The organism is Parapusillimonas sp. JC17 (genome assembly GCF_052180245.1).
Classification (GTDB): domain Bacteria; phylum Pseudomonadota; class Gammaproteobacteria; order Burkholderiales; family Burkholderiaceae_B; genus Parapusillimonas.
On record NZ_CP197474.1, the window covers coordinates 853,876 to 874,460 of the forward strand.

19 protein-coding genes are annotated in these 20,585 nt (G+C 59.2%); 7 read left to right on the forward strand and 12 right to left on the reverse strand.

What is annotated here, in order from left to right; all coding sequences use genetic code 11:
- The first annotated feature begins 141 nt into the window (after positions 1-141).
- Both ACSBPU_RS04090 and ACSBPU_RS04095 read left to right on the forward strand, forming a co-directional pair.
- On the forward strand, positions 142-1,980 hold the full coding sequence (locus ACSBPU_RS04090; protein ID WP_442595825.1) for a phosphoenolpyruvate carboxykinase (GTP): 1,839 nt from the start codon (positions 142-144) through the stop codon (positions 1,978-1,980).
- A gap of 42 nt (positions 1,981-2,022) precedes the next feature.
- Positions 2,023-2,550, forward strand: a complete 528-nt coding sequence (locus ACSBPU_RS04095) for a SixA phosphatase family protein (protein ID WP_442595827.1) — start codon at positions 2,023-2,025, stop codon at positions 2,548-2,550.
- A 27-nt stretch (positions 2,551-2,577) separates the two neighbouring features.
- Here the strand turns inward: ACSBPU_RS04095 and ACSBPU_RS04100 are convergent, their stop codons facing one another.
- The 7 genes from ACSBPU_RS04100 to ACSBPU_RS04130 all read right to left on the reverse strand — a co-directional run bounded on the left by ACSBPU_RS04100 (position 2,578) and on the right by ACSBPU_RS04130 (position 10,216).
- Positions 2,578-4,284 (reverse strand): GMC family oxidoreductase, encoded by a 1,707-nt coding sequence (locus ACSBPU_RS04100; RefSeq protein ID WP_442595829.1) that lies wholly within the window; start codon positions 4,282-4,284, stop codon positions 2,578-2,580.
- A gap of 84 nt (positions 4,285-4,368) precedes the next feature.
- The gene (locus ACSBPU_RS04105; protein WP_442595831.1) at positions 4,369-4,986 is read right to left on the reverse strand and encodes an SDR family NAD(P)-dependent oxidoreductase; all 618 of its coding nucleotides are present in this window, start codon (positions 4,984-4,986) and stop codon (positions 4,369-4,371) included.
- 18 nt (positions 4,987-5,004) lie between these two features.
- On the reverse strand, positions 5,005-6,273 hold the full coding sequence (locus ACSBPU_RS04110; protein WP_442595833.1) for a TRAP transporter large permease: 1,269 nt from the start codon (positions 6,271-6,273) through the stop codon (positions 5,005-5,007).
- Positions 6,274-6,792, reverse strand: coding sequence for a TRAP transporter small permease (locus tag ACSBPU_RS04115; protein WP_442595835.1), 519 nt, complete (start codon positions 6,790-6,792; stop codon positions 6,274-6,276).
- 108 nt (positions 6,793-6,900) lie between these two features.
- Entirely contained in the window at positions 6,901-7,881 is a 981-nt protein-coding gene (locus ACSBPU_RS04120; RefSeq protein WP_442595837.1) for a TRAP transporter substrate-binding protein, read from the reverse strand.
- 202 nt (positions 7,882-8,083) lie between these two features.
- Positions 8,084-8,941: a helix-turn-helix domain-containing protein gene (locus ACSBPU_RS04125; protein ID WP_442595839.1), complete on the reverse strand. Its 858-nt coding sequence runs from the start codon at positions 8,939-8,941 to the stop codon at positions 8,084-8,086.
- A 273-nt stretch (positions 8,942-9,214) separates the two neighbouring features.
- The gene (locus ACSBPU_RS04130) at positions 9,215-10,216 is read right to left on the reverse strand and encodes a Bug family tripartite tricarboxylate transporter substrate binding protein (RefSeq protein ID WP_442595841.1); all 1,002 of its coding nucleotides are present in this window, start codon (positions 10,214-10,216) and stop codon (positions 9,215-9,217) included.
- Between the two features lie 143 nt (positions 10,217-10,359).
- Between ACSBPU_RS04130 and ACSBPU_RS04135 the strand changes: the two genes are divergently transcribed.
- The 4 genes from ACSBPU_RS04135 to ACSBPU_RS04150 all read left to right on the forward strand — a co-directional run bounded on the left by ACSBPU_RS04135 (position 10,360) and on the right by ACSBPU_RS04150 (position 14,338).
- Positions 10,360-11,127, forward strand: coding sequence for a helix-turn-helix domain-containing protein (locus ACSBPU_RS04135; RefSeq protein ID WP_442595843.1), 768 nt, complete (start codon positions 10,360-10,362; stop codon positions 11,125-11,127).
- A 130-nt stretch (positions 11,128-11,257) separates the two neighbouring features.
- Positions 11,258-12,232, forward strand: a complete 975-nt coding sequence (locus ACSBPU_RS04140) for a fumarylacetoacetate hydrolase family protein (RefSeq protein WP_442595845.1) — start codon at positions 11,258-11,260, stop codon at positions 12,230-12,232.
- A 264-nt stretch (positions 12,233-12,496) separates the two neighbouring features.
- A complete protein-coding gene (locus ACSBPU_RS04145) occupies positions 12,497-13,696 on the forward strand; it encodes a GGDEF domain-containing protein (protein WP_442595847.1) in 1,200 nt (399 codons plus the stop codon).
- 24 nt (positions 13,697-13,720) lie between these two features.
- Complete coding sequence (locus ACSBPU_RS04150) at positions 13,721-14,338, forward strand: trimeric intracellular cation channel family protein (RefSeq protein WP_442595849.1); 618 nt, start codon at positions 13,721-13,723, stop codon at positions 14,336-14,338.
- 124 nt (positions 14,339-14,462) lie between these two features.
- On the opposite strand, the gene ACSBPU_RS04155 is transcribed toward ACSBPU_RS04150, so the two are convergent.
- Together ACSBPU_RS04155 and ACSBPU_RS04160 are read right to left on the reverse strand one after the other, a co-directional pair.
- Positions 14,463-15,422, reverse strand: coding sequence for a 3-hydroxyacyl-CoA dehydrogenase family protein (locus ACSBPU_RS04155; RefSeq protein WP_442595851.1), 960 nt, complete (start codon positions 15,420-15,422; stop codon positions 14,463-14,465).
- A 61-nt stretch (positions 15,423-15,483) separates the two neighbouring features.
- Complete coding sequence (locus ACSBPU_RS04160) at positions 15,484-16,407, reverse strand: mechanosensitive ion channel family protein (protein WP_442595853.1); 924 nt, start codon at positions 16,405-16,407, stop codon at positions 15,484-15,486.
- 266 nt (positions 16,408-16,673) lie between these two features.
- Here ACSBPU_RS04160 and ACSBPU_RS04165 point away from each other — a divergent pair, with 266 nt between their 5' ends.
- Positions 16,674-17,255, forward strand: coding sequence for a DUF4142 domain-containing protein (locus tag ACSBPU_RS04165; RefSeq protein ID WP_442595855.1), 582 nt, complete (start codon positions 16,674-16,676; stop codon positions 17,253-17,255).
- Here the strand turns inward: ACSBPU_RS04165 and ACSBPU_RS04170 are convergent.
- From ACSBPU_RS04170 to ACSBPU_RS04180, 3 genes are read right to left on the reverse strand one after another with little or no spacing between them, the layout of a single operon-like run.
- The gene (locus tag ACSBPU_RS04170; RefSeq protein ID WP_442595857.1) at positions 17,242-18,249 is read right to left on the reverse strand and encodes a UDP-glucuronic acid decarboxylase family protein; all 1,008 of its coding nucleotides are present in this window, start codon (positions 18,247-18,249) and stop codon (positions 17,242-17,244) included. The genes ACSBPU_RS04165 and ACSBPU_RS04170 overlap by 14 nt on opposite strands.
- Positions 18,246-19,208: a glycosyltransferase family 2 protein gene (locus ACSBPU_RS04175; protein WP_442595859.1), complete on the reverse strand. Its 963-nt coding sequence runs from the start codon at positions 19,206-19,208 to the stop codon at positions 18,246-18,248. Before ACSBPU_RS04175 ends, ACSBPU_RS04170 begins: the two co-directional genes overlap by 4 nt.
- Positions 19,209-19,255: 47 nt before the next feature.
- Positions 19,256-20,539, reverse strand: coding sequence for a glycosyltransferase family 4 protein (locus tag ACSBPU_RS04180; protein ID WP_442595861.1), 1,284 nt, complete (start codon positions 20,537-20,539; stop codon positions 19,256-19,258).
- Between the last annotated feature and the right edge of the window lie 46 nt (positions 20,540-20,585).

Genomic DNA, 20,585 nt, shown 5'->3' on the forward strand with positions numbered 1-20,585 from the left:
TATGTTGCGGCCGGCAGCCATACATATGTCCAATGTATCGACATATGGCCTAGGTTTCATGGCACGGGATGCCGCTTGCGGCGATACGATCTACACTACGGTGGATCTCATATCCGTAAAATCCAGGAGGAATTCCGACCCATGAACGCAGCCCATCCGAAATTTACCTTGGAATCAGAAGCTCCCGCATGGGTGCGCCACGCGCGCCTGAAAGAATGGGTGCAGGAAATCGCCGCGCTGACTCAACCCGACCGCATCGAGTGGTGCGATGGTTCGCAGGCCGAGTACGACAGGCTATGTGACGCCATGGTGCAGGCAGGGACGCTGCGCAAGCTGAATCCCGCCAAGCGGCCCAATTCTTACTTGGCATGGTCGGATCCGGGCGATGTGGCCCGGGTCGAGGACCGCACCTTCATCTGTTCCGAAAAGGAAGAAGATGCCGGCCCCACGAACAACTGGGCCGCCCCGGCACAAATGCGCAGTACCTTGAACGGGCTGTTCGAGGGCTGCATGCGCGGGCGTACGCTGTACGTCATCCCGTTCTCGATGGGGCCGCTGGGTTCGCCCATCGCGCACATCGGCGTGGAGCTCAGCGATTCTCCCTACGTGGTAGTCAACATGCGCATCATGACGCGCATGGGTCGCAAGGTCTACGACGTGCTGGGCGAGGATGGCGATTTCGTGCCTTGCGTGCATTCGGTGGGCAAGCCGCTGCAGGCCGGCGAGGCCGATGTGCCGTGGCCGTGCAATGACACCAAATACATCGTCCACTTTCCTGAAGCCCGGGAAATCTGGTCCTATGGCTCCGGCTATGGGGGCAACGCGTTGCTGGGCAAGAAATGCTTTGCGCTGCGGATCGCTTCCAGCATGGGACGCGATGAGGGCTGGCTGGCGGAGCACATGCTCATCCTGGGCGTGACCACGCCGCAGGGCAAGAAAATGCATGTGGCCGCCGCTTTTCCCTCCGCTTGCGGAAAGACCAATTTCGCAATGATGATTCCACCGTCGTCGCTGCCCGGATGGAAGGTCACGACCATCGGAGACGACATCGCCTGGATCAAGCCGGGCGCCGACGGCCGGCTGCGCGCCATTAATCCCGAGGCGGGCTACTTCGGTGTCGCACCCGGCACCAACGAGAAGACCAATTACAACTGCATGGCTTCGCTGCGCCAGAATGTGCTGTTCACCAACGTGGCGCTGACCGACGACGGCGATGTATGGTGGGAAGGGATGGGGCCCGCGCCTGCGCATTGCCTGGACTGGCAAGGCCAGGACTGGACGCCCGATAGCGGCCGCAAGGCGGCCCACCCCAACGCGCGATTCACGGTATCGGCCGAGCAGAATCCGGCCATCGATCCGGACTGGGACAACCCCGACGGCGTGGTGATCGATGCATTCATCGTGGGTGGACGGCGTGCCGACACCGTACCGTTGGTCACCGAAGCGCGCAACTGGGTCGAAGGCGTCTACATGGCGGCCACGATGGGCTCCCAGACGACGGCCGCCGCGGCCGGCGCGCAAGGCGTGGTGAGGCGCGATCCCTTCGCCATGCTTCCTTTCTGCGGCTATAACATGAGCGACTACTTTGCTCACTGGCTGGCGCTGGGCGAAAGGCTTCAGGCCGCAGGCGCGCGGATGCCTCGTTTCTTTGCCGTCAATTGGTTCCAGACGGACGAGAGCGGCCGTTTCATCTGGCCGGGCTTCGGGGAAAACATGCGGGTGCTGAAGTGGATGCTGGAACGCATCGAAGGCGTCGGCCAGGGCCAGGATACGCTGTTCGGCACGACACCGCGCTACGAAGACATTACCTGGAGCGGCCTGGATTTCGGCAAGCCCGATTTCGAGCGCATCACCACGGTTGACGAGCACGCCTGGAAGAAAGAGCTTGCTTCTCACGCGGAACTGTTCAAAAAGCTGCATCACGGCTTGCCGGCGCAGTTGCGCGATCATTGCCAGCGCTTGATGGCTCGCCTGAGTTGAGAGAAGGGAGCCGGATCCACCGGCTCTCAACAAGGGGCTCATATGCTTCGTATCATGTTGCTTCGTCATGCCACGTCCAGCCGCCCGCAGGGTGTCCCGGACCACGAACGGCCGCTGTCCCCACAGGGTTGCCACGAAGGCGAGTCCATCGCCGGCTACATGGTCGCCCACGGACTGGCGCCGGACCTAGCAGTCGTGTCGACGGCGACCAGAACCCAGGATACGTGGCGATATGTGTCGATGGCTTTCGGCGATGGCATAGCGCATGTCGCAGAAGGGGGCTTGTATGAGGCCGATGTGGAAGACATCATGCAGGTCGTGCGCGGCATCAGACAGGGGCCGCGCTCCGTTTTGCTGGTCGGGCATAATCCTGGCCTTGCAGAGACCGCTCACTACCTGTGCTCCGACTTCGCCTCGTCGCCTATGGTGCAGGCGAAAGGCTATCCTCCCGGTTCCTTGGCCGTGCTCGACTTCGAAGCCGAGCAATGGAAGGACATTGCTCGCAATGGCGGAGAGCTAGAGCGGTTCATCACGCCGCCGGCCGGGGGTCAGACCCCGCATGGGGTCTGACCCCAAAAACCCGCTACGCTGCGGAGTCTATCCAGCGATGGCTTTGTTCAGCAGACCATCGCTGATTTTCTCCGCAATCATGATCGTTGGTATATTGGTATTCGCAGTGGGCAGGCGAGGCATGACTGACGCATCCGCCACCCAGATGTTTTCGATTCCGAATACTTTTCCCTTGTTGTCGACGACCGCCGCAGGGTCCGTCTCCAATCCGATGCGGCAAGTGCCGGAGGGATGCCATACACCGAATACATTGTCGTGGACGAAGTCTTCCAGCTTCTGTTCATTCTGCAAAAGCTCAGGAAATGATATGCCTTTTAGCAGAAAGGTTCGCAGCAGCCAGAACCGGAGAGGCTGCGGAGCGTCGAGGCCGCGACCTATTATTGAAGTAAGCAGCTGATTGAGACCCGACACGCGGCTAAGCGCCTTGATTCGCGGCGAGAAGGATGCCGGAAACAAATCCCTTGAGTCCGGATTGAGCGCGGGGCAGGCGAGCGTCTTCACCAGCATGCGCAGGCCTTCCATCATGCGGACGCTGTCCCGGTGATCGGACAATAGATTGAGATCGACCCGCGGAAAGTCGTCGGGTGAGGGCGAGCGCAGCGCCAGCTCACCTACAGAGTATGGCCGATTGCACCATAGGAAATACAGGGCCAGTCGTGCGCCGATGGCATGCCAACCAGCCTTGGCCGAGACACCCACGTACATGTCGGAATCCACGCCGCCTTCCACTTCTGAAGAATAGCGAATACTCACGAGACTGGAACGTCGGTACGCATTGGGCAGGCGCAGTTCTTTTGGCAGATACTGGCAAAGCGTGAGCGTGGGATGATCTCGGAGATTCTTGCCCACGCCGGGCAGATCTGAGTGGACAGCTATCCCAAGTTGATTCAGGTCGCTGCCGGGGCCGATACCGGCGCGCATCAAGAGAGCGGGCGACTGCAGGGCGCCGGCGCAGAGCACGACACGATGCGCCCTGATAGTCGTTCGCTGCGCACTCTGGTCCGTAATCTCAACAGCGTTGACTCTGCGGCCGTCCATGATCAGGCCTGTGACCCTTCTGTTCGACGCGATGTCGAGATTGGGTCGGGCCCGCGTTCGGGCGTCCAGGTAGCCCACCGCCGTGGATACCCGTTGATCGTTGATGTTGGAAAACGCGGCGGGATACACGCCGTCTTCGAATTCTGCGTTCTGGTCTCCCCGCAGTGGAAGGCCCCGGGCGCGGAATGCCTCAGCCACGCGATGTGGAAAAGCCGGCCATGCGTCCGGTGAAATGCGGCGGATTGGGATTGGGCCGTTCTTACCGTGCGAATCCCCATCGTAATCCAAGTCGTGCTCAAGCTTGCGAAAGTAGGGCAGCACGTCGCGCCAGCCCCAAGCCGTCGCGCCCATCTCCACCCATTCTTCGTAGTCGCGTGGCAGGCCGCGATTGGCGGATTGCACGTTGATGGATGAACCGCCACCCATCACTCTTGCCTGCTCGTAGGGTCGAGGTTCGGTTCTGCTTGACGCGCGTGCCTTCAGTCCGGGCCAAATATATTTGTCGCCATGGAAAAGCGGCATGGGATAGCTGTCCAGAATCTCTCCTGGGACCCTGCCAGGGGGCGTATCGACGCCGGCTTCGACCAAGAGCACCCTATTGGAAGGGTCGGCCGACAGTCTGTTCGCGAGCACGCAGCCCGCTGAGCCCCCGCCGACGATGATGTAGTCATAGACTTGTTCTGAGCTAATGGACATGGCAGTGTAAATCTCTTCAATAGGAGGCGCGATGCCGCGTCAGCGGCATGTGAGTGTCAGATGGAGCGTGTGGAGCATGTGCGCTCACTGCGATAGGCCAGCCTCAGTGCTGAAGTGGCGGCTCCAACCGGCCGCGAGCTTCAGTAACTCGGCGGGGCTTGTCAATGTTTCAACCTGTATGCCTTCGCGTTCTAGCTCATCGGCGAGCGAGCCGGATAGCGTTTCAATGGCGTTGCTGCGGGCCACTTGATGAAGCAGGACGCCACTGTTGGGGGTGATGCGCGGGCAGATGTTGACGATGCATCCGTACTGACTGCGGCGCATGAATGGTATGGTGGCTTTCGCGCAGGCGAAGATGCGTTGCAGGTCTTGCGCGACATGGCGGTCCCAGTTCAGCGGCGATTCACCGAACTGGCCGGCGCTCATTGTGTCGCCGGCCGTATTATTGATCAGAACGTCGATGCGTCCGAAATGCTCCATCACCGTCCAGGCCATCTTGGTTGCTTCGGATTCAATAGAGGTGTCCACCGCTATTGCGATGGCACTTCCGCCTTCGGCCTCGATCTGCTGAGCAAGGCCGGTTTCGTCTGTGTCGGTAATCGCTACACAAGCGCCGGCGGCTGCCATGGTGCGGGCATAGTCCGTTCCGATCCCGTGGGATGCGGCGGTGACGATCGCGACCCACTGATTGAATCTGTTCATGAGTGTTCCTTCGTGCCTTCACCGTCCAATCAGTGCCGTCACTAGGAAGGGCTGCCAGGAGAGCAGCACGAGCAGAGCCGTTGTAATCGCCAGGAAGGGCAACAGCGGCCAGATAATCTCCGCGGGTTTCGCTCCGGTCACGCGCGCCGCCACGTATAAGGCCGCGCCGACCGGCGGCGTGAGCAGGCCCAGCGTCAAGTTGATGCACATGATGACACCGAAGTGGTATGGGTCGATACCATATACCTGAGTCGCGACAGGTAGAAGGATGGGTACCAGCAGGATCAGTGCCGCGATGCCGTCAAGTACGGTGCCAACCGCAAGCAAGAGGGCAGTGACCAGCAGCATGAACACGAAGGGGTCGGCGGTGACGCTCTGCAGCAGCATGGCCAGCTGTTGCGGCACTTTCTCGAAGACGATTACCCAGCCAAACACACCGGCGGCGGCGACCAGGGAAAGGACGACTCCGGTGTTGATGCCTACACGCATGAGCATGCCGCCGAAACGCTCGAACCGTATTTCATTGTGCGCGAGTTTTCCGACCAGCACGGCGGCCAGAGCGCCGAGCGCAGCGGCTTCGGTCGGCGTCGTCAGCCCGCCCAGGATCCCTCCGATCATGACGGTCGGGACCAACATCGATGGAATTGCGGTAACGATGTTCTGTAGTTTCTGCCGCCTGCTCAATCTGACGCCGGGAGGGTAGTTGTAGCGCCAACCGAGCAGTGCGATGATGATGATGAATCCCGCCGCCATCAGCAGGCCGGGGATGATGCCGGCAATGAACATGTCACCAATGGATATCTGTGCCAGCACGCCGAAAATCACAAATAGCATGGATGGCGGAATCACCGGCGCCAGCAATGCGCCCGCGCAGGTTGTGGCGGTTGCGAAGCCGCGCTGATATCCTTGGCGCTCCATTTCCGGAACCATTACTTGCGACATGACGGCCACTTGCGCATTGGCCGATCCGACGATGGACGCCAGAAACATGTTGGCCAGAATATTGATGTAGGCCAGTCCGCCACGTACGTGGCCGATGAACACAGATGCCAGGGCGACGAGACGGCGGGTAATGCCGCCTTCGTTCATCAACTCGCCGACAAACATGAACAAGGGAATGGCAAGCAGCCCATAGTTTTCAATGGCAGAAAAAAACTGTTGCGGAAACGAAAGATAGAGAACCGTATTGCCGCTGATGTAGATATAGAGAAGGGCGGTCATTGCCAACACCAGGGTGATGGGCAGGCCCAACGCCAATAAAACGCCAAAACTTAGTGGGATCATCATTTACTCCGCGGTGACGGTGGATATTGAGCTCAAGGACGATGCGGGTGTGCGGAGAGTCTGTATCAGATTGGACAGCCCGTGAATAATGATGGTGAACGAAACCCAGGGGATGACCAGCCAGAACCAGAATTTCTTGATGCCTAATGTATTGGTCGTATCTTCATAGATAAAATTGAAGGTATCCCCCGAAAAGAGGTGTGTGTCGAAGTTGACCCGGATGAGCGCCACGGGATCAAACCATTGATAGCTCAACGCAAACAGAATGACGCCAAACGCCAATACCAAGACATCGGTCACAATCCTCATGGTCTTCATCAATGATGCGGGCACCATATCGACGAGCATGGTGACTGAAACCGAGTCTCGGGTCTTGAGGGTAAGCGACATACCGATCATGGCCATCCACACCATCGTCAGGATGGCCAGCTCGTCCATCCAGTAGATCGGGCTGCGTACAGCCCGTCCGGCGGCGTTTGTAAGTATCATCAGCGGCAGCGCGATCGCGATGATGCGGATCACGACACCTTCGATGCGGGCGATGCAACTGCTTAGATTGGCGAGAATTCGTAGCATGATCGTAGTATGGGCTTTCAAGGTTGACGTATGGTAGGCAGTGCCGGAAGGCGCTTACTTCCTTAGCGCAGCCGACTCCTTGCGCAGATCCGCCAGCACCGGCGTGCGTTTGAGCCAGATCTCTTCCCATTTTTCCAGCGTGTCGCCAAAAAACTCTGGCCCTGCAACCTTGACGTTTACGTTCGTGCCTTGAATGTTCTTCAGCATTTCCTTCTCGACTTGCATATAGCTGTCGAAGAGTCCGTTCAGATGCTGTTTTGCCGTGCTGGAGATCAGCTCCCGATCTGCGGGAGGCAATTGTTGCCAGACGCGACCAGACACCAATCCTATGACCGGAAACATCATATGGCTGGAGTACAGCAGAGTCTTGCCGCGCTCATAAAATTTCATGCGCCATACCAGCTCCATATCGGCGTCGACACCGTCCACTTGTCCATTGGCGAGTGAGTCATAGACATCGGTCACGGGCATGGGCGTCGAAGCCGCACCCAGTAATTGGTAGAAATCACGCACTGGCGGAAAGGGCGTGATGCGCATCTTCCGTCCCTTGATGTCGCCCACGTTGTTCGTTGGAAAGGCGTTGAGCATCAGACGCATGGAGGCGCCGCCGTACCCGACGCCAACCGCACCGATCTCTCGCGGGAGGCGTCCCAGCATCTTCTGGGCGGTAGGTCCATTCAACAGCAAGCCCGACTCACGCACATCGCGTACGAGATAGGGGGCGAAGAGTGCTCCGAAGTCTGGTACGCGATTCGTGATTTCCGCGACTGTCATGAAGGCCATATCGAGCGCCCCCGTCTGCAGTTGTTGCAGCATTTGCGCTTCGTTGCCGAGCTGGCCGGCGGGAAACACGGTGACTGTGTATTTCCCATCCGATTTTTTCTCAAGATCCTTGCCCATGGCCACCGCGGCCTGAGACCAATCGTGTGTGCCTGGCACGATCAGTCCCAGGCGCAGTTCCTTTGCCGCGGAGGCGGCGCTCGAGGCGATACCGATTGCGACGGCGAGGGCCGTCACCACTCTTTTGAATGACATTCTTTTGTCCCCTTGTTGAGTAAAGTTGAGGCGGGGTAGCCCGCCAGATTTGCGCGATTCCATATTAGGGGCGAGACGTGGCCAGCACATTGGCTGGGGCTCCGACTTTTTGCCATAGCGTCTTGACTTGCATCATCTCATGCTGTGAAGCCATGCCAAAGCGGCGATTTGTTATTTGGATGGAGATACGCCAAACCGGCGGCTAGGCTGGACCGTAAACTTGGACTACTCGCCGGTATTCGCTTGGCGTCACGCCGATATGTCCGCGAATGAAACGAGTGAAGTGACCTTGATCAGAAAATCCGAGCTCACCGGCAAGTTGACCCACACTTCCGTGTCCATCCGATTGCGCCAGTCGCTTGCAGGCAGTTTCCGCCCTGAGCATGTTGACAAACACATTGGGCGTCATTCCGGTGCTGCGTTTGAAACGCAGGAAAAATTGAGCCCGGGAGAGATGGACGGATGAGGCGATCTGAGCGACGTCCAGGGGTTTGCCAAGGTTTTCTTGGATGTAGGCGATGGCTTTATGGATACGTGCGTCCTGCATGTGCCACCCATCGGGAAGAATCAATGCGTCTTTGCGCCGCCAGGCGGAAAAATCTTCACTGACAGCCACCATAAGGTTGAAAAGATCCGATTCGAGTCTATCCTGGGACATGGGTACGAGCGAAAGCAGTTCCCCGATCAAATCATCTACCATGCGCCGGATACGTGGCGAAATCTCCACGCAGGGGCGTGGAAAAAAGCGCGGATGAGACGCTACGTGCAAAGGACTGTGTAACGATGACATCCAGCTTGGCTCAATGTACATTGCCAGATAGACCGTACGTGGAAAATCCGGTTCACTAAAGAAGTAGTGTGGTTCCCAGGCATTGACGAGGATGGCGGTCCTGTCGGTCACCGGCAACCTCTCTTCGCTGACATAGAAGGCGGAGTCGGCGCCACTGGCTTTGAAAATCACATGGCATTGGGAATGCGCGTGAGGAGCCAAAGGCGTATCCATGTCGAGTAAGGCCAGTCGACCGAACCGGCCTTGCGCAATCCTCAATGCAGTGGTCATCTTCTTTGCCTGCTTGCGAACGAAATAACAGGATGTGGGTCATGTCCATGACTTCGCCGCAGTATAGATGAGGCTTTCAATCAAATAAAATAATATATATTTATCTTATGTATCATCAATGCTGATATTAGTGTTAGTCAACGCAGTGGGCCAAGCTCGACATGGAAGCCGGTTCCAAAATCGCTGGGTTGGGAGCCCTGCTCCTTGCGGAGCAGGGCGGAAGATGGGCCAGTTCTCTTATGGGATCTGGCCCATCGGGCCGGGGACGGTTGTCTAGTCAGAGCTGATGCCCAGTTCCTGGATCGTGGCGCCCCAGCGCCGCTGGTCTTCATGCAGCGCGGCTTTGAATTGCTCGGAGCTCAGGCCGGGATACTCCAATCCCATGCCTGCCATTTTCTCGGCGATTTCGGGCATCTTCATAATCCGGTCCAATTCCGTCCAGATCTTTTCCTTGAGAGCCGGGTCCAGGCCTTTGGGGGCAAGCACGCCGTACCAGTTCGTTGCCTGAAAGCCTTTTACCGTTTCATTGGCGGCCGGAATATTCGGCAGCAACTTGCTGCGTTCCGGTCCTGTGACGGCAAGCAGGCGCACGGTTCCGGCTTCGACCTGAGGCAAAAGCAACGATGTGCCGCCTGCGAACACCTGGACTTCTCCTTGCATGACCGCGGTCGTGGCAGGGCCGCCGCCTCGGTAGGGCACATGAAGCAGCTCGATTCCGGCCGCCTTGGCAAAGGCCGCCATCGTCAGGTGATTGATGCTGCCGACGCCGCCTGACGAATAGGCCAATTGTCCCGGATTGGCCTTGGCGAATTCGACCAATTCCGAAAGAGTCTGAAAAGGCTGTTGAGCGTTCACGGCGATGGCCGTGGTCGCCCAGGCAAGCATGGACACCGGTTCGAATGACGCCACCGGGTCGAAAGGCAGTTTCTTGTATAGCGACCCGGCCATCGCATGAGTGGATATCCCGCCGATTTCCAGCGTGTAGCCGTCGGGCGCGGCGCGCGCTACGGTGGCGGCGCCGATGGTGCCGCCTGCTCCGGATATGTTTTCCACGACCATTGCCTGACCGGAGGCCGGGAAAAACTCTTTGCCGATCAGGCGGGCAAGAATGTCCGTGGTGCCACCGGCCGCAAACGGGGAAATCGCACGTATCGGCTTGTCCGGATAGGCTTGTACTGCGTTCGGCTGCGCGGCGGCGGTTGTCGCCAACGCCAGAGCCGATGCCGCCAGCATCGCTCGGGAAAAGGCTTGGGTGAAAACTCGGCGTATCTTCATGGGATGGGTCTCCTTCTTCGATGTCGGCCAGTATAGGTGGGGCCTGTGCCGTTCACTTCCTTTCTGATCATTCGTTCCGTATTACGGAATTGATATGGGAAAATAGGCGGTGGCCGGCGAACAGCGGCAATCAGGGGAACTCAATGACCAAGGCGATCAATCCCGTCGTCAGGGCGCTCGATTTGCTGCGGGCGCTCAATCAGCAACCGCAAAGCTCATTGAGCCGGTTGCACCAGGCAACCGGTCTTCCGAAGTCGACGGTGCATCGCCTGTTGATGACGTTGAAGAGCGAAGGCTACGTCAAGAACGATGTCGTCAAGGGGGTGTATTCGCTGACGGAAAAGGTACGCACTCTTTGCGACGGATACACCGAGCATGACCTGGTGGTCGAAGTAGGGGCCGCAGTGCTGCTCAGGACCACGCGTGAGACGGGCCTTCCCTTGGCGATCGGAACTTTGCACGGCGGCCGCATCATGGTCCGATACAGCAGCATGCCGTACAGCCCCATAGGCTCCGAGCACACCACCTTGGGGCATGTGCATGACTTGATGGAGTCGGCCATGGGGCAGGCCTATCTGGCGTATTGTCCCGAGCCGGAGCGGGAACGCTTGGTGCAGCTGCTGGCCACCCGGAAAGCGGATTCGGTGGAGGAGGCCGGGCTGGAGCGGCGAGTCGGCCAGGCGATCGCATTGACCAGGCAGCGTGGCTATGCGCTGCGAAAATCGTCCAAGCCGGGTTCCAGCGCCACGGTGGCGATTCCGCTGCTGCTCGGCGATGAAATCCTCGGCGTATTGGGACTCACCACGTTTGCCGCCCTGATCAACGACAAGAGCGTAGGAGAGTGCCTTGCCGTGCTGACGGGCGCGCGGGCCGAGATTCTGGAAGAGATTTCCAGGCGCGGCCAGGGCTGATTCCGTGACGTGGAACGATGCGCCGCAAAGATACCAACTTGGAAGATGGCTCGTTAAGCTGGCGTCAACGTGCCGGCCTCACATTCACCGCACGAAACCTTTGTGCCGCATGCCGGCCTGGAGCAAAATTTTGAAACTCGTTAGCTATTCATTGCCAGAAAGTCCCGACATCGCCCGCGTGGGCTTCATGGTTTCCGATGATGAGTTCGTCGGACTCGAGCAGGCGCGCGCCACACGCGGCGCACTGGCGCTGGAGCAATTGACCGACATTCATTCCATCATCGAGGCCGGCCCGGCGGTCTGGGCGCAGTTGTCCGAACTGGAGCGCAACTTGCAGGGCGCGGAGCGTCGCCGCCTGGACTCCGTCAGCGTCCTGCCTTCGGTGCAGCGGCCCTCCAAGATCTGCTGCCTTGCGCTCAACAACAGCGCCAACGCCGACCGGATCATTTCCGGGCCGTCGCATCCGGCACTGTTCACCAAGCCCTCGACGGCCCTGCTTGGCCACGGAGGCGCCATACGTCTGAAAAAACAGTATGGCCGCGTCCACCCTGAGCCGGAGTTGGCACTGGTGATCGGCAAACTGGCGCGCGATATTGCGGCGGCGGATGCTTACGACCATGTTTTCGGCTACACGGTTCATAACGACCTGACATCGCCGACCATGCGCGGAGAGGATTCCTTCCACTACCGGGCCATCCATCCGGCAGCGGAGGGCGAGGGAATCCGGTATGTCGACAGCCATGTGTCTTACAGCGGACGCTACAAAGGCTCCGACACCTTTTCGCCGCTCGGCCCCTGGATCGTGACGAAGGACGAGATTCCGGATCCGCACGCGCTGGACATTGAATGCCATGTCCGCGACGAGCGGTTTGCCAGCGACAATACAATCAATCTGTTCCACAAAGTGCCCCAGGTGCTGGAGTTCGTGTCCAGCTACATGACCTTGCTGCCAGGCGACGTTGTGTCCATGGGCACGGCGCTCGCCTCCGGAGGCAAGCCGGGAAGGGCCGTCCAGAACGCCGATCTCAGCTTGATGGGAGGCCCCGTCAGCGTAACCATCCAGCGGATCGGACGTCTGAGCAACACTGTGGAGCACGTAGACTGATTTGGGGCGGGGTCAGACCCCGTACGGGGTCTGACCCCAGGGAACTGTGATCCGGGCATGCAAGAGGGGTCAGACCCCGTATGGGGTCTGACCCCAGGGAACCGGGATCCGGGCACGCAAAGGGGGTCAGACCCCATACGGGGTCTGACCCCAGGAATTGAAAATCAGGGCATGTAAGACAGAAATCGATACAATTGTTGTATCGAAAGAGAGGTGCCCCATTTTCGCCCAATCAAGCCAAAACATTCATGGGGTCCCGCAGTGATGCTGGACTCCTTGACCGTGGTGATGATCCCTGCGGCCATGTCGATCGTCCTGTCGGGCATATTGTTCTCGGTCAGCCGGGACATGCCGCCCGACATACGCGGCGTGACTCGCTGGGCCTGGGGGTCGTTTGCGGTTGGCGTATCGGGAATCTGCTTCGGCGGCCGTGGAGTCTTTCCCGACTGGCTGTCCATTATCGTCGCCAATATCGGCTTGCTGGCAGGCGTTGCGCTTTGGCTGTGGGGCACTCAGCAGTTTTACGAATGGCCGGAAACGAAGCGGCTCATTGCCGGTGTCGTTGCCCTGGGGTCGGCCGGTATCGTCTGGGGCACGCTGGTCGTGCCAAGCTACCACTTCCGGTTGGGCGTCATGACGGCAAGCCTGCTGTATCTGTACGGCGGCCAGTTGGTGTTGATCGTCCGATACGGCTTCAGGCACTTCAGTTCCGCCTTTCTGGCGGCCATCCTTTCGATGCAGATCATCGTGATCGCTGTCCGGGGCGTCACGGCTGCCTTGCCCGGCTTTTCTTCAGGCGAGTTTTTTTCTGCCGACATCATACAAATCGTGTATTTCATCACCTATACGGTGGTGTCTTTGCTGTTGGCTGTCGGATATGTCATGGTGGCGACGCAGCGATTGAATGCCGCGCTCGCTTGGCATGCGACTCGTGATTCGCTGACGGGCGTGCTCAATCGGCGCGTCTTTAGCGAGATCTGCGAAAAAGAGCTTCGGCGGTCGGTCGAAGCACGACGGCCTTTCTCGGTATTCATCATTGATCTGGACCATTTCAAGTCCATCAACGACCGGCATGGCCACGCCATGGGCGACACGGTGCTCATAGACTTCTGCCGCAAGATAGAAAAGGCGATCGGCCCGAATGCGACCTTCGCCAGGCTTGGCGGCGAGGAGTTCGTCATTGGAGTGGATCTGTCAGATGCCGATGCGATCGAGCTGGCCGGCGCGATCCGGACCTCGGTTGCCGCCCGCAGCAATCCGTTCCTGCCGCACTACACATGCAGCATCGGCATCGCGACCACTCGAGACCTTTCCGCAACACTCACCAAATTGATGGCGGCGGCGGACGACGCTTTGTATCTGGCCAAGCGTGCGGGTAGGAATGCCATAAAGCACGGGGACTTTCCGCAGGAGACCGCGGCTTCCGGCGCCCTGTTAAGGTCGAGCACGCTCACCATCCCATAAACCACGGCGAGACTGGACAACGTAATGGTGTTACTTGCGCTTTATTTAGTGGCGATAACGGCGGAGGCCATGACGGCTGCGCTGGCGGCCGGACGGCGCGACATGGACTGGATAGGGGTATGCATCATTGCCTGTGTCACTGCATTGGGCGGTGGCTCCGTCAGAGACGTTCTGTTGGGGCATTATCCCTTGACTTGGGTACAGCATCCCGAATATCTCTGGATCACAGCCGGAGCGGCCATGCTCACGGCCCTGATCGCCCCGGTGATGCGGCGCCTGCGCAGCTTGTTCCTTCTGCTCGACGCTTTGGGCCTGGTCGTCTTCACAGTCATTGGCTGCCAGATCGGCCTGGAAATGCAGTTGCCCATCACCGTCGTGCTGATCAGCGGCATGATCACCGGTTGTGCGGGGGGGGTGCTGCGCGACGTCTTGTGCAACGACATTCCGCTTCTATTCCGCAAGGAGCTCTACGCAAGCGTATCGGTCGTAACCGGCGTTCTTTTCATCGGTGCCCAGGCGATGGCGCTGCATTCCGATATATCCATGCTGGTTGCGATGACGATAGGGCTGGCAATGCGGATGCTTGCCCTACGCTATAACTGGCAGATGCCCAAGTTTGTGTATCGGGACGAATGGCGCTGAGTTTGGGGTCGGACCCCGTACAGGGTCCGACCCCGTGACTTGAATCGAGGGGTCAGACCCCGCATGGGGTCTGACCCCATGACTTGGATTGAGGGGTCAGACCCCGTACGGGGTCTGACCCCATCTAAGGTTCGATGGACGGAAGTTCCTTCGCCAGTACTTTCAGCGCGCCCTGCAGCGCACGTTCGTAGCGCTGTTTTTCCGCCTCGATGCTTTCCGGGTCCCACCCATAGAAACCTTGGCCGGTTTTCATGCCGAGTTTGCCTTGCCTGGGCTTGTCGGCGAGTACGGCGGCGGGTTCCTGCGCATTGGACAATGAGGGATAGATCGTCGCCGCCGCTGCGGCATGCACGTCCAGGCCGGCGTGTTCCTTTTGCAATACCGGGCCGGCGGCAAGATAGCGAAAGCCAAAGCCGAAGCGTACGGCCGCGTCGATGTCTTCGGGTGTCGCGACGCCTGCTTGAATCAGTGCGAATGCTTCACGGGCCAGAGCATGCTGCAGCCGGTTGCCGATGAATCCCGGGATATCCTTGCGGACCAATATCGGGACGGATCCGCAGCGGCGCATGAAGGTTGCCAGGGCCTCCGCCAAGGCCTTGTCCGTGTCGGGACCCTGCACGACTTCGACCAAGGGTACGATGTGGGCGGGCATGAAGAAATGCAGGCCGACCATGCGTGCGCGGGTTTCCAGCCCTTGTGCGATCTGGCTGATGGGGAAGCTCGAGCTGTTGCTGGCAAGCACGGTATGGGCGGGCGCCTTTTCAGACAGCTCGCGAAACAGTTTGCGCTTGATGTCCAGCGATTCGGGTACGCATTCGATCACCAGGCCGATATCAGGCCAGTCCATGCCGTCGATCGAAGAAGCAATCGTCAGCATGCCGATGTTTGCAGCCTTGCCGATGGCATCGAGATTACCCGCTATCTTCTCCCTGATGCCCGAGTGCAGGGATTCGTTGGGCTCCACGACCACCGTCGGGCTCGATGCGCGCAGCAGCACCACGGCTACGTCGGCACCCATGGTGCCGCCGCCGATGACCACGCTGCGTGTCGAGCCGGGAGCTTCCGGCCATTGCGATTCGTTCATTGCTCAGCTCCTGAACTTGCGGAATTGGAACGATATGATACCGGCAGCGCGGCCGAACCGCTCAGGCCATGCCGTAGTCGCCGGCGAGCTCGAGTTTGTCGGATATGGCTTTGGCCGGCCTGACAGGCACCGACAGGCGCTCTTTGCGTATGGCATGGTCGATTGCGGCAAGCATTGCATCTCGGCAATCGACATCGTCGGCAAAACTGGGCACCCAATACTGTATGGTGTAGGCAATCCCGTCGATGCCGAACTGGCTGGCATGCACCATCGGCTTCTGCGAGCCCGACGCAAGCATCGGCTCCGAAGCGGCATGAGCCGCGGCCAGCAGGACTTCCTTGGCTTTGCCGATCGGGACTTCATGGCTCAGGATGATGCGCAGGCAAGCCTGGTAGTGCTTGCGCGGTGCGCTGTAGTTTGTCAGCATCTGGCGCGAGATGTGGCTGTTGGGCAGAATCATGTAGGTGCCATTGGTGGTCAGGATGCGCGTCGTCCGCCAGCCGATCTCGATGACTCGCCCGCTCGTGCCCACATCGAATTCGACCCAGTCGCCGATTCTGTATGGCGCCTCGAGCCCGATGGCGATGCCGGACAGTACGTCGGCGAGCACATTGCGAATCGCAAAACCAAGGATTGCGATGATAAGGCCTGAACTGGCCAGTATTCCGCCGGGGGACTGCCCCAGAACCAAGCCCACCGCAATGATCGTGGCAATGGTGAACAAGCCCGCCCTGAGCAGTTCGCCCAACAGCCGGGGTGTCTTGCGCTTCCCCTTTCCTTTGCGGGTCAGTGCCATGCTCACGATGCGCGACAGCATCCATGCCACGGAATAAACGATAGCCGCACTGATAACGTGCTTGATTATTTCGGCGTCCGCAGCAGACACCTTATCCTGGAAGGATGCTTGAAAAAAATACATCATCAACGAGGCGATGCAAAAAAGCATCGGCCACGAGAGCCACGATATCAGAGCACGTTGGATCATTCATTTCCTTTTGAGAAGAAGTTGAAACAAGAAGGGCGCATTGCTCCCAGGCACGCCGGCTGGTGGCCGGTGTGCCATTGCAAAGGTATGGGTGTTTGTCAGAATCCGCGGGCGGGTGCAAAAGGCGATTCCGTCGCTTGGCAGCAAGTGCGCAAGGCAATTTGACATTGTATCATTTTTGTTGTAATTATGCAACCAAAATCGGCAGGAAGCCCTTCGCAGGAACAGACATTGCTGGAATGTGTTCTCAATACAGGAGAGCAACCATGAAGCCGTTTCCTTTGCATTTCACCGCTTTGCTGGCAAGCATGGCGATGGCGGCCGGCACAGCGCTGGCGCAGCCCAAACCGGCCTCACCGGCCGCCGAAACTCCCCCCGAGGCCAAACAGAACCAGAGCGCCGTGAACGACGAAGACAAGAACTTCATCAAGCGTGCAGCCGAAGCCGGGCACCTGGAAGTGGAAGCCAGCAAGCTCGCGGAAGAAAAATCGGAAAGCGAAGAAGTGAAGTCTTTTGCGCAGTCGATGATCAAGGATCATACGGACGCCAACCTCGAGCTCGAGACCATATCCAAGAAGAAGGGCGTCGCGCCGCCTTTGTTCCCGTCCGACATGCAGAAGGAAAAGCTTCAGGCATTGAGCGAGGTCGAAGGCGCGGAGTTCGATCGTTTGTACGCGAAAGAAATCGGCGTCGCCGCGCACAAGGAAGCGGTAAGCCTGTTCGAAGGCGGCAGTGCCAGCTTACAGGATGCTGAACTCAAGGCGTTTGCGGTCAAGACGCTGCCACGGCTAAAAAAGCACCTGGGCATGGCGGAAGACCTGGAAAGAAAGGTCTCTAGCGCAAAGTAGCGCAATGCGCTCGCCCTTGATCGGCGAGCGCGGAGAAATAGGCGATCGTGCGCTGGAGGCCTTCTTCCAGCGGCACGGTCGGCGACCAGTCCATGTGGGATCTTGCGATGGTGGTGTCGGGGCATCGTACGGCGGGGTCATCTGGAGGCAGCGGAACGAATTGCAGCTCTTGATCCTGCCCGGTAAGCTCCAGTATGCGCTGTGCCACCTCAATGACGGCAATCTCGCTGGTATTGCCCAGGTTGACCGGACCCATGAACGTGTCGACGCTGTCCATGAGACGAACCAAGCCTTCGATCAAATCGTCCACATAGCAAAACGAGCGGGTCTGGTTGCCGTCGCCATAAATCGTGAGCGGCCTTCCGCTGAGCGCCTGCGTGATCAGGTTCGAGATCACGCGTCCGTCATCCGCCGACATGCCCGGCCCGTAAGTATTGAAAATGCGGGCGATTTTCACCTGCACCCCATGCATGCGGCTGTAATCCGCGAACAGGGTTTCAGCGCAGCGCTTGCCTTCGTCGTAGCACGACCTGAGTCCGACGGGATTGACGTAGCCATGATAGCTTTCATGTTGCGGATGGACTTTGGGGTTGCCATATACTTCGCTGGTCGATGCTTGCAGTATGCGCGCATTGCATTGCCGCGCCAGCTCCAGAAGATGGAAACCGCCCATGACGCAGGTGCGCAAGGTCTGGACCGGGTCTCTTTGATAGTGCACGGGCGAGGCAGGGCAGGCAAGATTGTAGATATGCGTAGGATCCAGGCCGGCCGGCAGCGGCGCTACGATGTCATGCTTCACCAATGTAAAGCCGTTGCGCGCGGCAAGGTCGGCAACATTGTCCGGCGAACCCGTGAAGTAATTGTCCAGGCATATCACCTGATGGCCCTCGTTCAGCATGCGCCTGCATAGATGGGCGCCGAGAAAGCCCGCGCCGCCGGTGATCAGCACCTTGCGCTGCGCATTTTGCTGGTTCATGGTCTTGTCGTCCGTCATGGAAACTTCGCTCCGTAGCGCCGTATGCCGATCACCCGCCAGAAAATCGATAAAGGCGGAATGCAGACCGAGGTCAGCAACAATTCGAAGGCATTGCGGAAGGTCGCCGCACTGTGCGCCAGGCGCCAGGCAAAAAACGCCAGCGTTGCCATGGCCCATCCAGATAAGGAAATCGTGGCCCAGTCCAGGCGGCCAATGGCCAGGCACACTACGCTTCCCAGCAGAAGCAGCATCACCAGCAGATAGAACCATGGCGGCCGGCGTCGTATGCGTTCCCGATACAGACGCGGATGCTTGCAGTACAACAGCACGTCATAGACGATTTTCTTCTGCATCCCGATGCCGGCGCCAAACGAGGTCGGACGCAACGGATGGACGACGAGGGCGTCGTCCGCCGAGACGATCGTGCAACCCCGTTCAAGCAAATTGAAATGCAGGTCCGAATCCTCGCGCCAGGCGATGCGGAATCTTTCATCGAATCCACCCACCTCGTCGAGCGTGTCTTTCCGGATGAAGCAGTTGGCCGTCACGAACTCGGCATCCGACAGTCGCGCCGCATCGCGCTCGATGTCCGACGGCGCCGGCGGCAAAGGCATGACGATGCGACCGGTGACGGCATGCACGTCGGGCGTCATCGCGGCCAGGCCGGCCTCCAGCCACGCCGGGTCGGGAACCGTGTCATCGTCGGTGAACGCAATGATGGGCGCCCGAGCCGACCGCCACCCCATGTTGCGAGCGCCCGCCGGACCTTGCGAATTGCGGACCTCGAGATATCGAATTAGCGGCGCGAAGGGCCTTCCGGCGAACGCCTGTTCAGCGACGCGCCTGGCAGCTTCGCTCGGCCCATCGTCGCATACGATGATCTCATAAGCATCATGCGGCAATGTCTGCCGGCCCAACGCATCAAGACAGCGCTCAAGCAGGTCGGGCCGCTGATAAGTCGGTACGACGACCGACATTTTCAAAGAGGTTTCGGAACGCACGGAAGTGGGTGAGTTAAGGTTGTTCAGGAAGCCAGATGCAGGCTTTCCATGGACGGCCTGCTCCAGTTTCGGGCTGCATCCTGACCGAGATCCTCGAAGACGTCGGCGAGCTGCATCGCCACGCGGCGCCAAGTGAACAGTTCCCGCGCGCGGCGGGCACCCGCAAGTCCCATCTTGATGGCCAACGTGCGGTCCTGTGCAACGGTGGCAAGGCGCTCGGCCAGCACATCCGGATCTTTTGGCGGCACCAGAAAACCGGTGCGGCCATGCACGACCGTATAGCGTATGCCGCCGGTATCCGAGCCTATGACCGGCCGGCTGCACGCCATTGCTTCGATGGGTGTAATGCCGAATGGCTCGTACCAGGGGGTGGTCACGAATACGTCGGCGGCGCTGTAGTAGCGGCTGAGCACATTGCGGCTGCGGCTGCCGGTAAATTCAACATAGTCAGCAACTTTTTCCTTCAGCGCGATGTCCGCCAGCCGGTCCAGCTCGGGGGTATCGCCTTCGACGCCATTTCCCGTCCGGCCACCAACCACGCAAAGGCGCGCGTCAACGTTGTGTGTATGCCTCAGGCGGCTCAGCGCGCGTATGACGTTGTCCACGCCCTTGCGGGGCACCATGCGCCCCAGCTGCAGAATATGAAAGACGCTGTCGTCCCAGCCCAGCAATCGGCGCGCATGCTGCGCATCCAGCGGTTGCAATTCCTCCGGATCGTAGCCGCAGGGAACCATGCGTATGCGGGCGGGATCGGCGTCATAGAGCGCGATGAGATCCTGTCGGTCCTGCGGACACTCCGCTATGATGCAGTCCGCATTGCGGACGATGTCCTCTTCGATGCTGAAACGGCTGTCGGGGAAGAGATCGGCCGAAGCCTGGTGCAGGCGCCGGACTTTGCCCAAGGCATGGAAGGTCACGGCAAGAGGAGTGCCGGTGTGCCGCGCAACGGGCAAGGCCGCCATGGCGGACATGAAGAAATTGGCATGGATGACGTCATACTGAGGGGAGTTTTCTCGTATGTATTCAAGCAGATAGGCGCTGAAATCTTCCATATAGGGAAGCAGGGATTCTTTGGGCAGGTGGCGCGCCGGCCCGGCAGGCACATGGATGATGCGGACATTGTCGTCCCAGTCCATTTCACTCGGGAGATAGGGATTGTCCAGCCGGGTGAAGACGTCTACGCAATACCCCTGACGCGAGAGCTGCCTTGCCACATTGGCAACATAGACGTTCTGGCCTCCGCTGTCTATTCCTCCCAATTGCGCCAACGGCGACGCATGCTCGCTGACGATCGCGATTCTTCGCATTGTAGATCTCCCTAAAGAAATGCGGCAGAGGCCGAGTGAGCCGTCA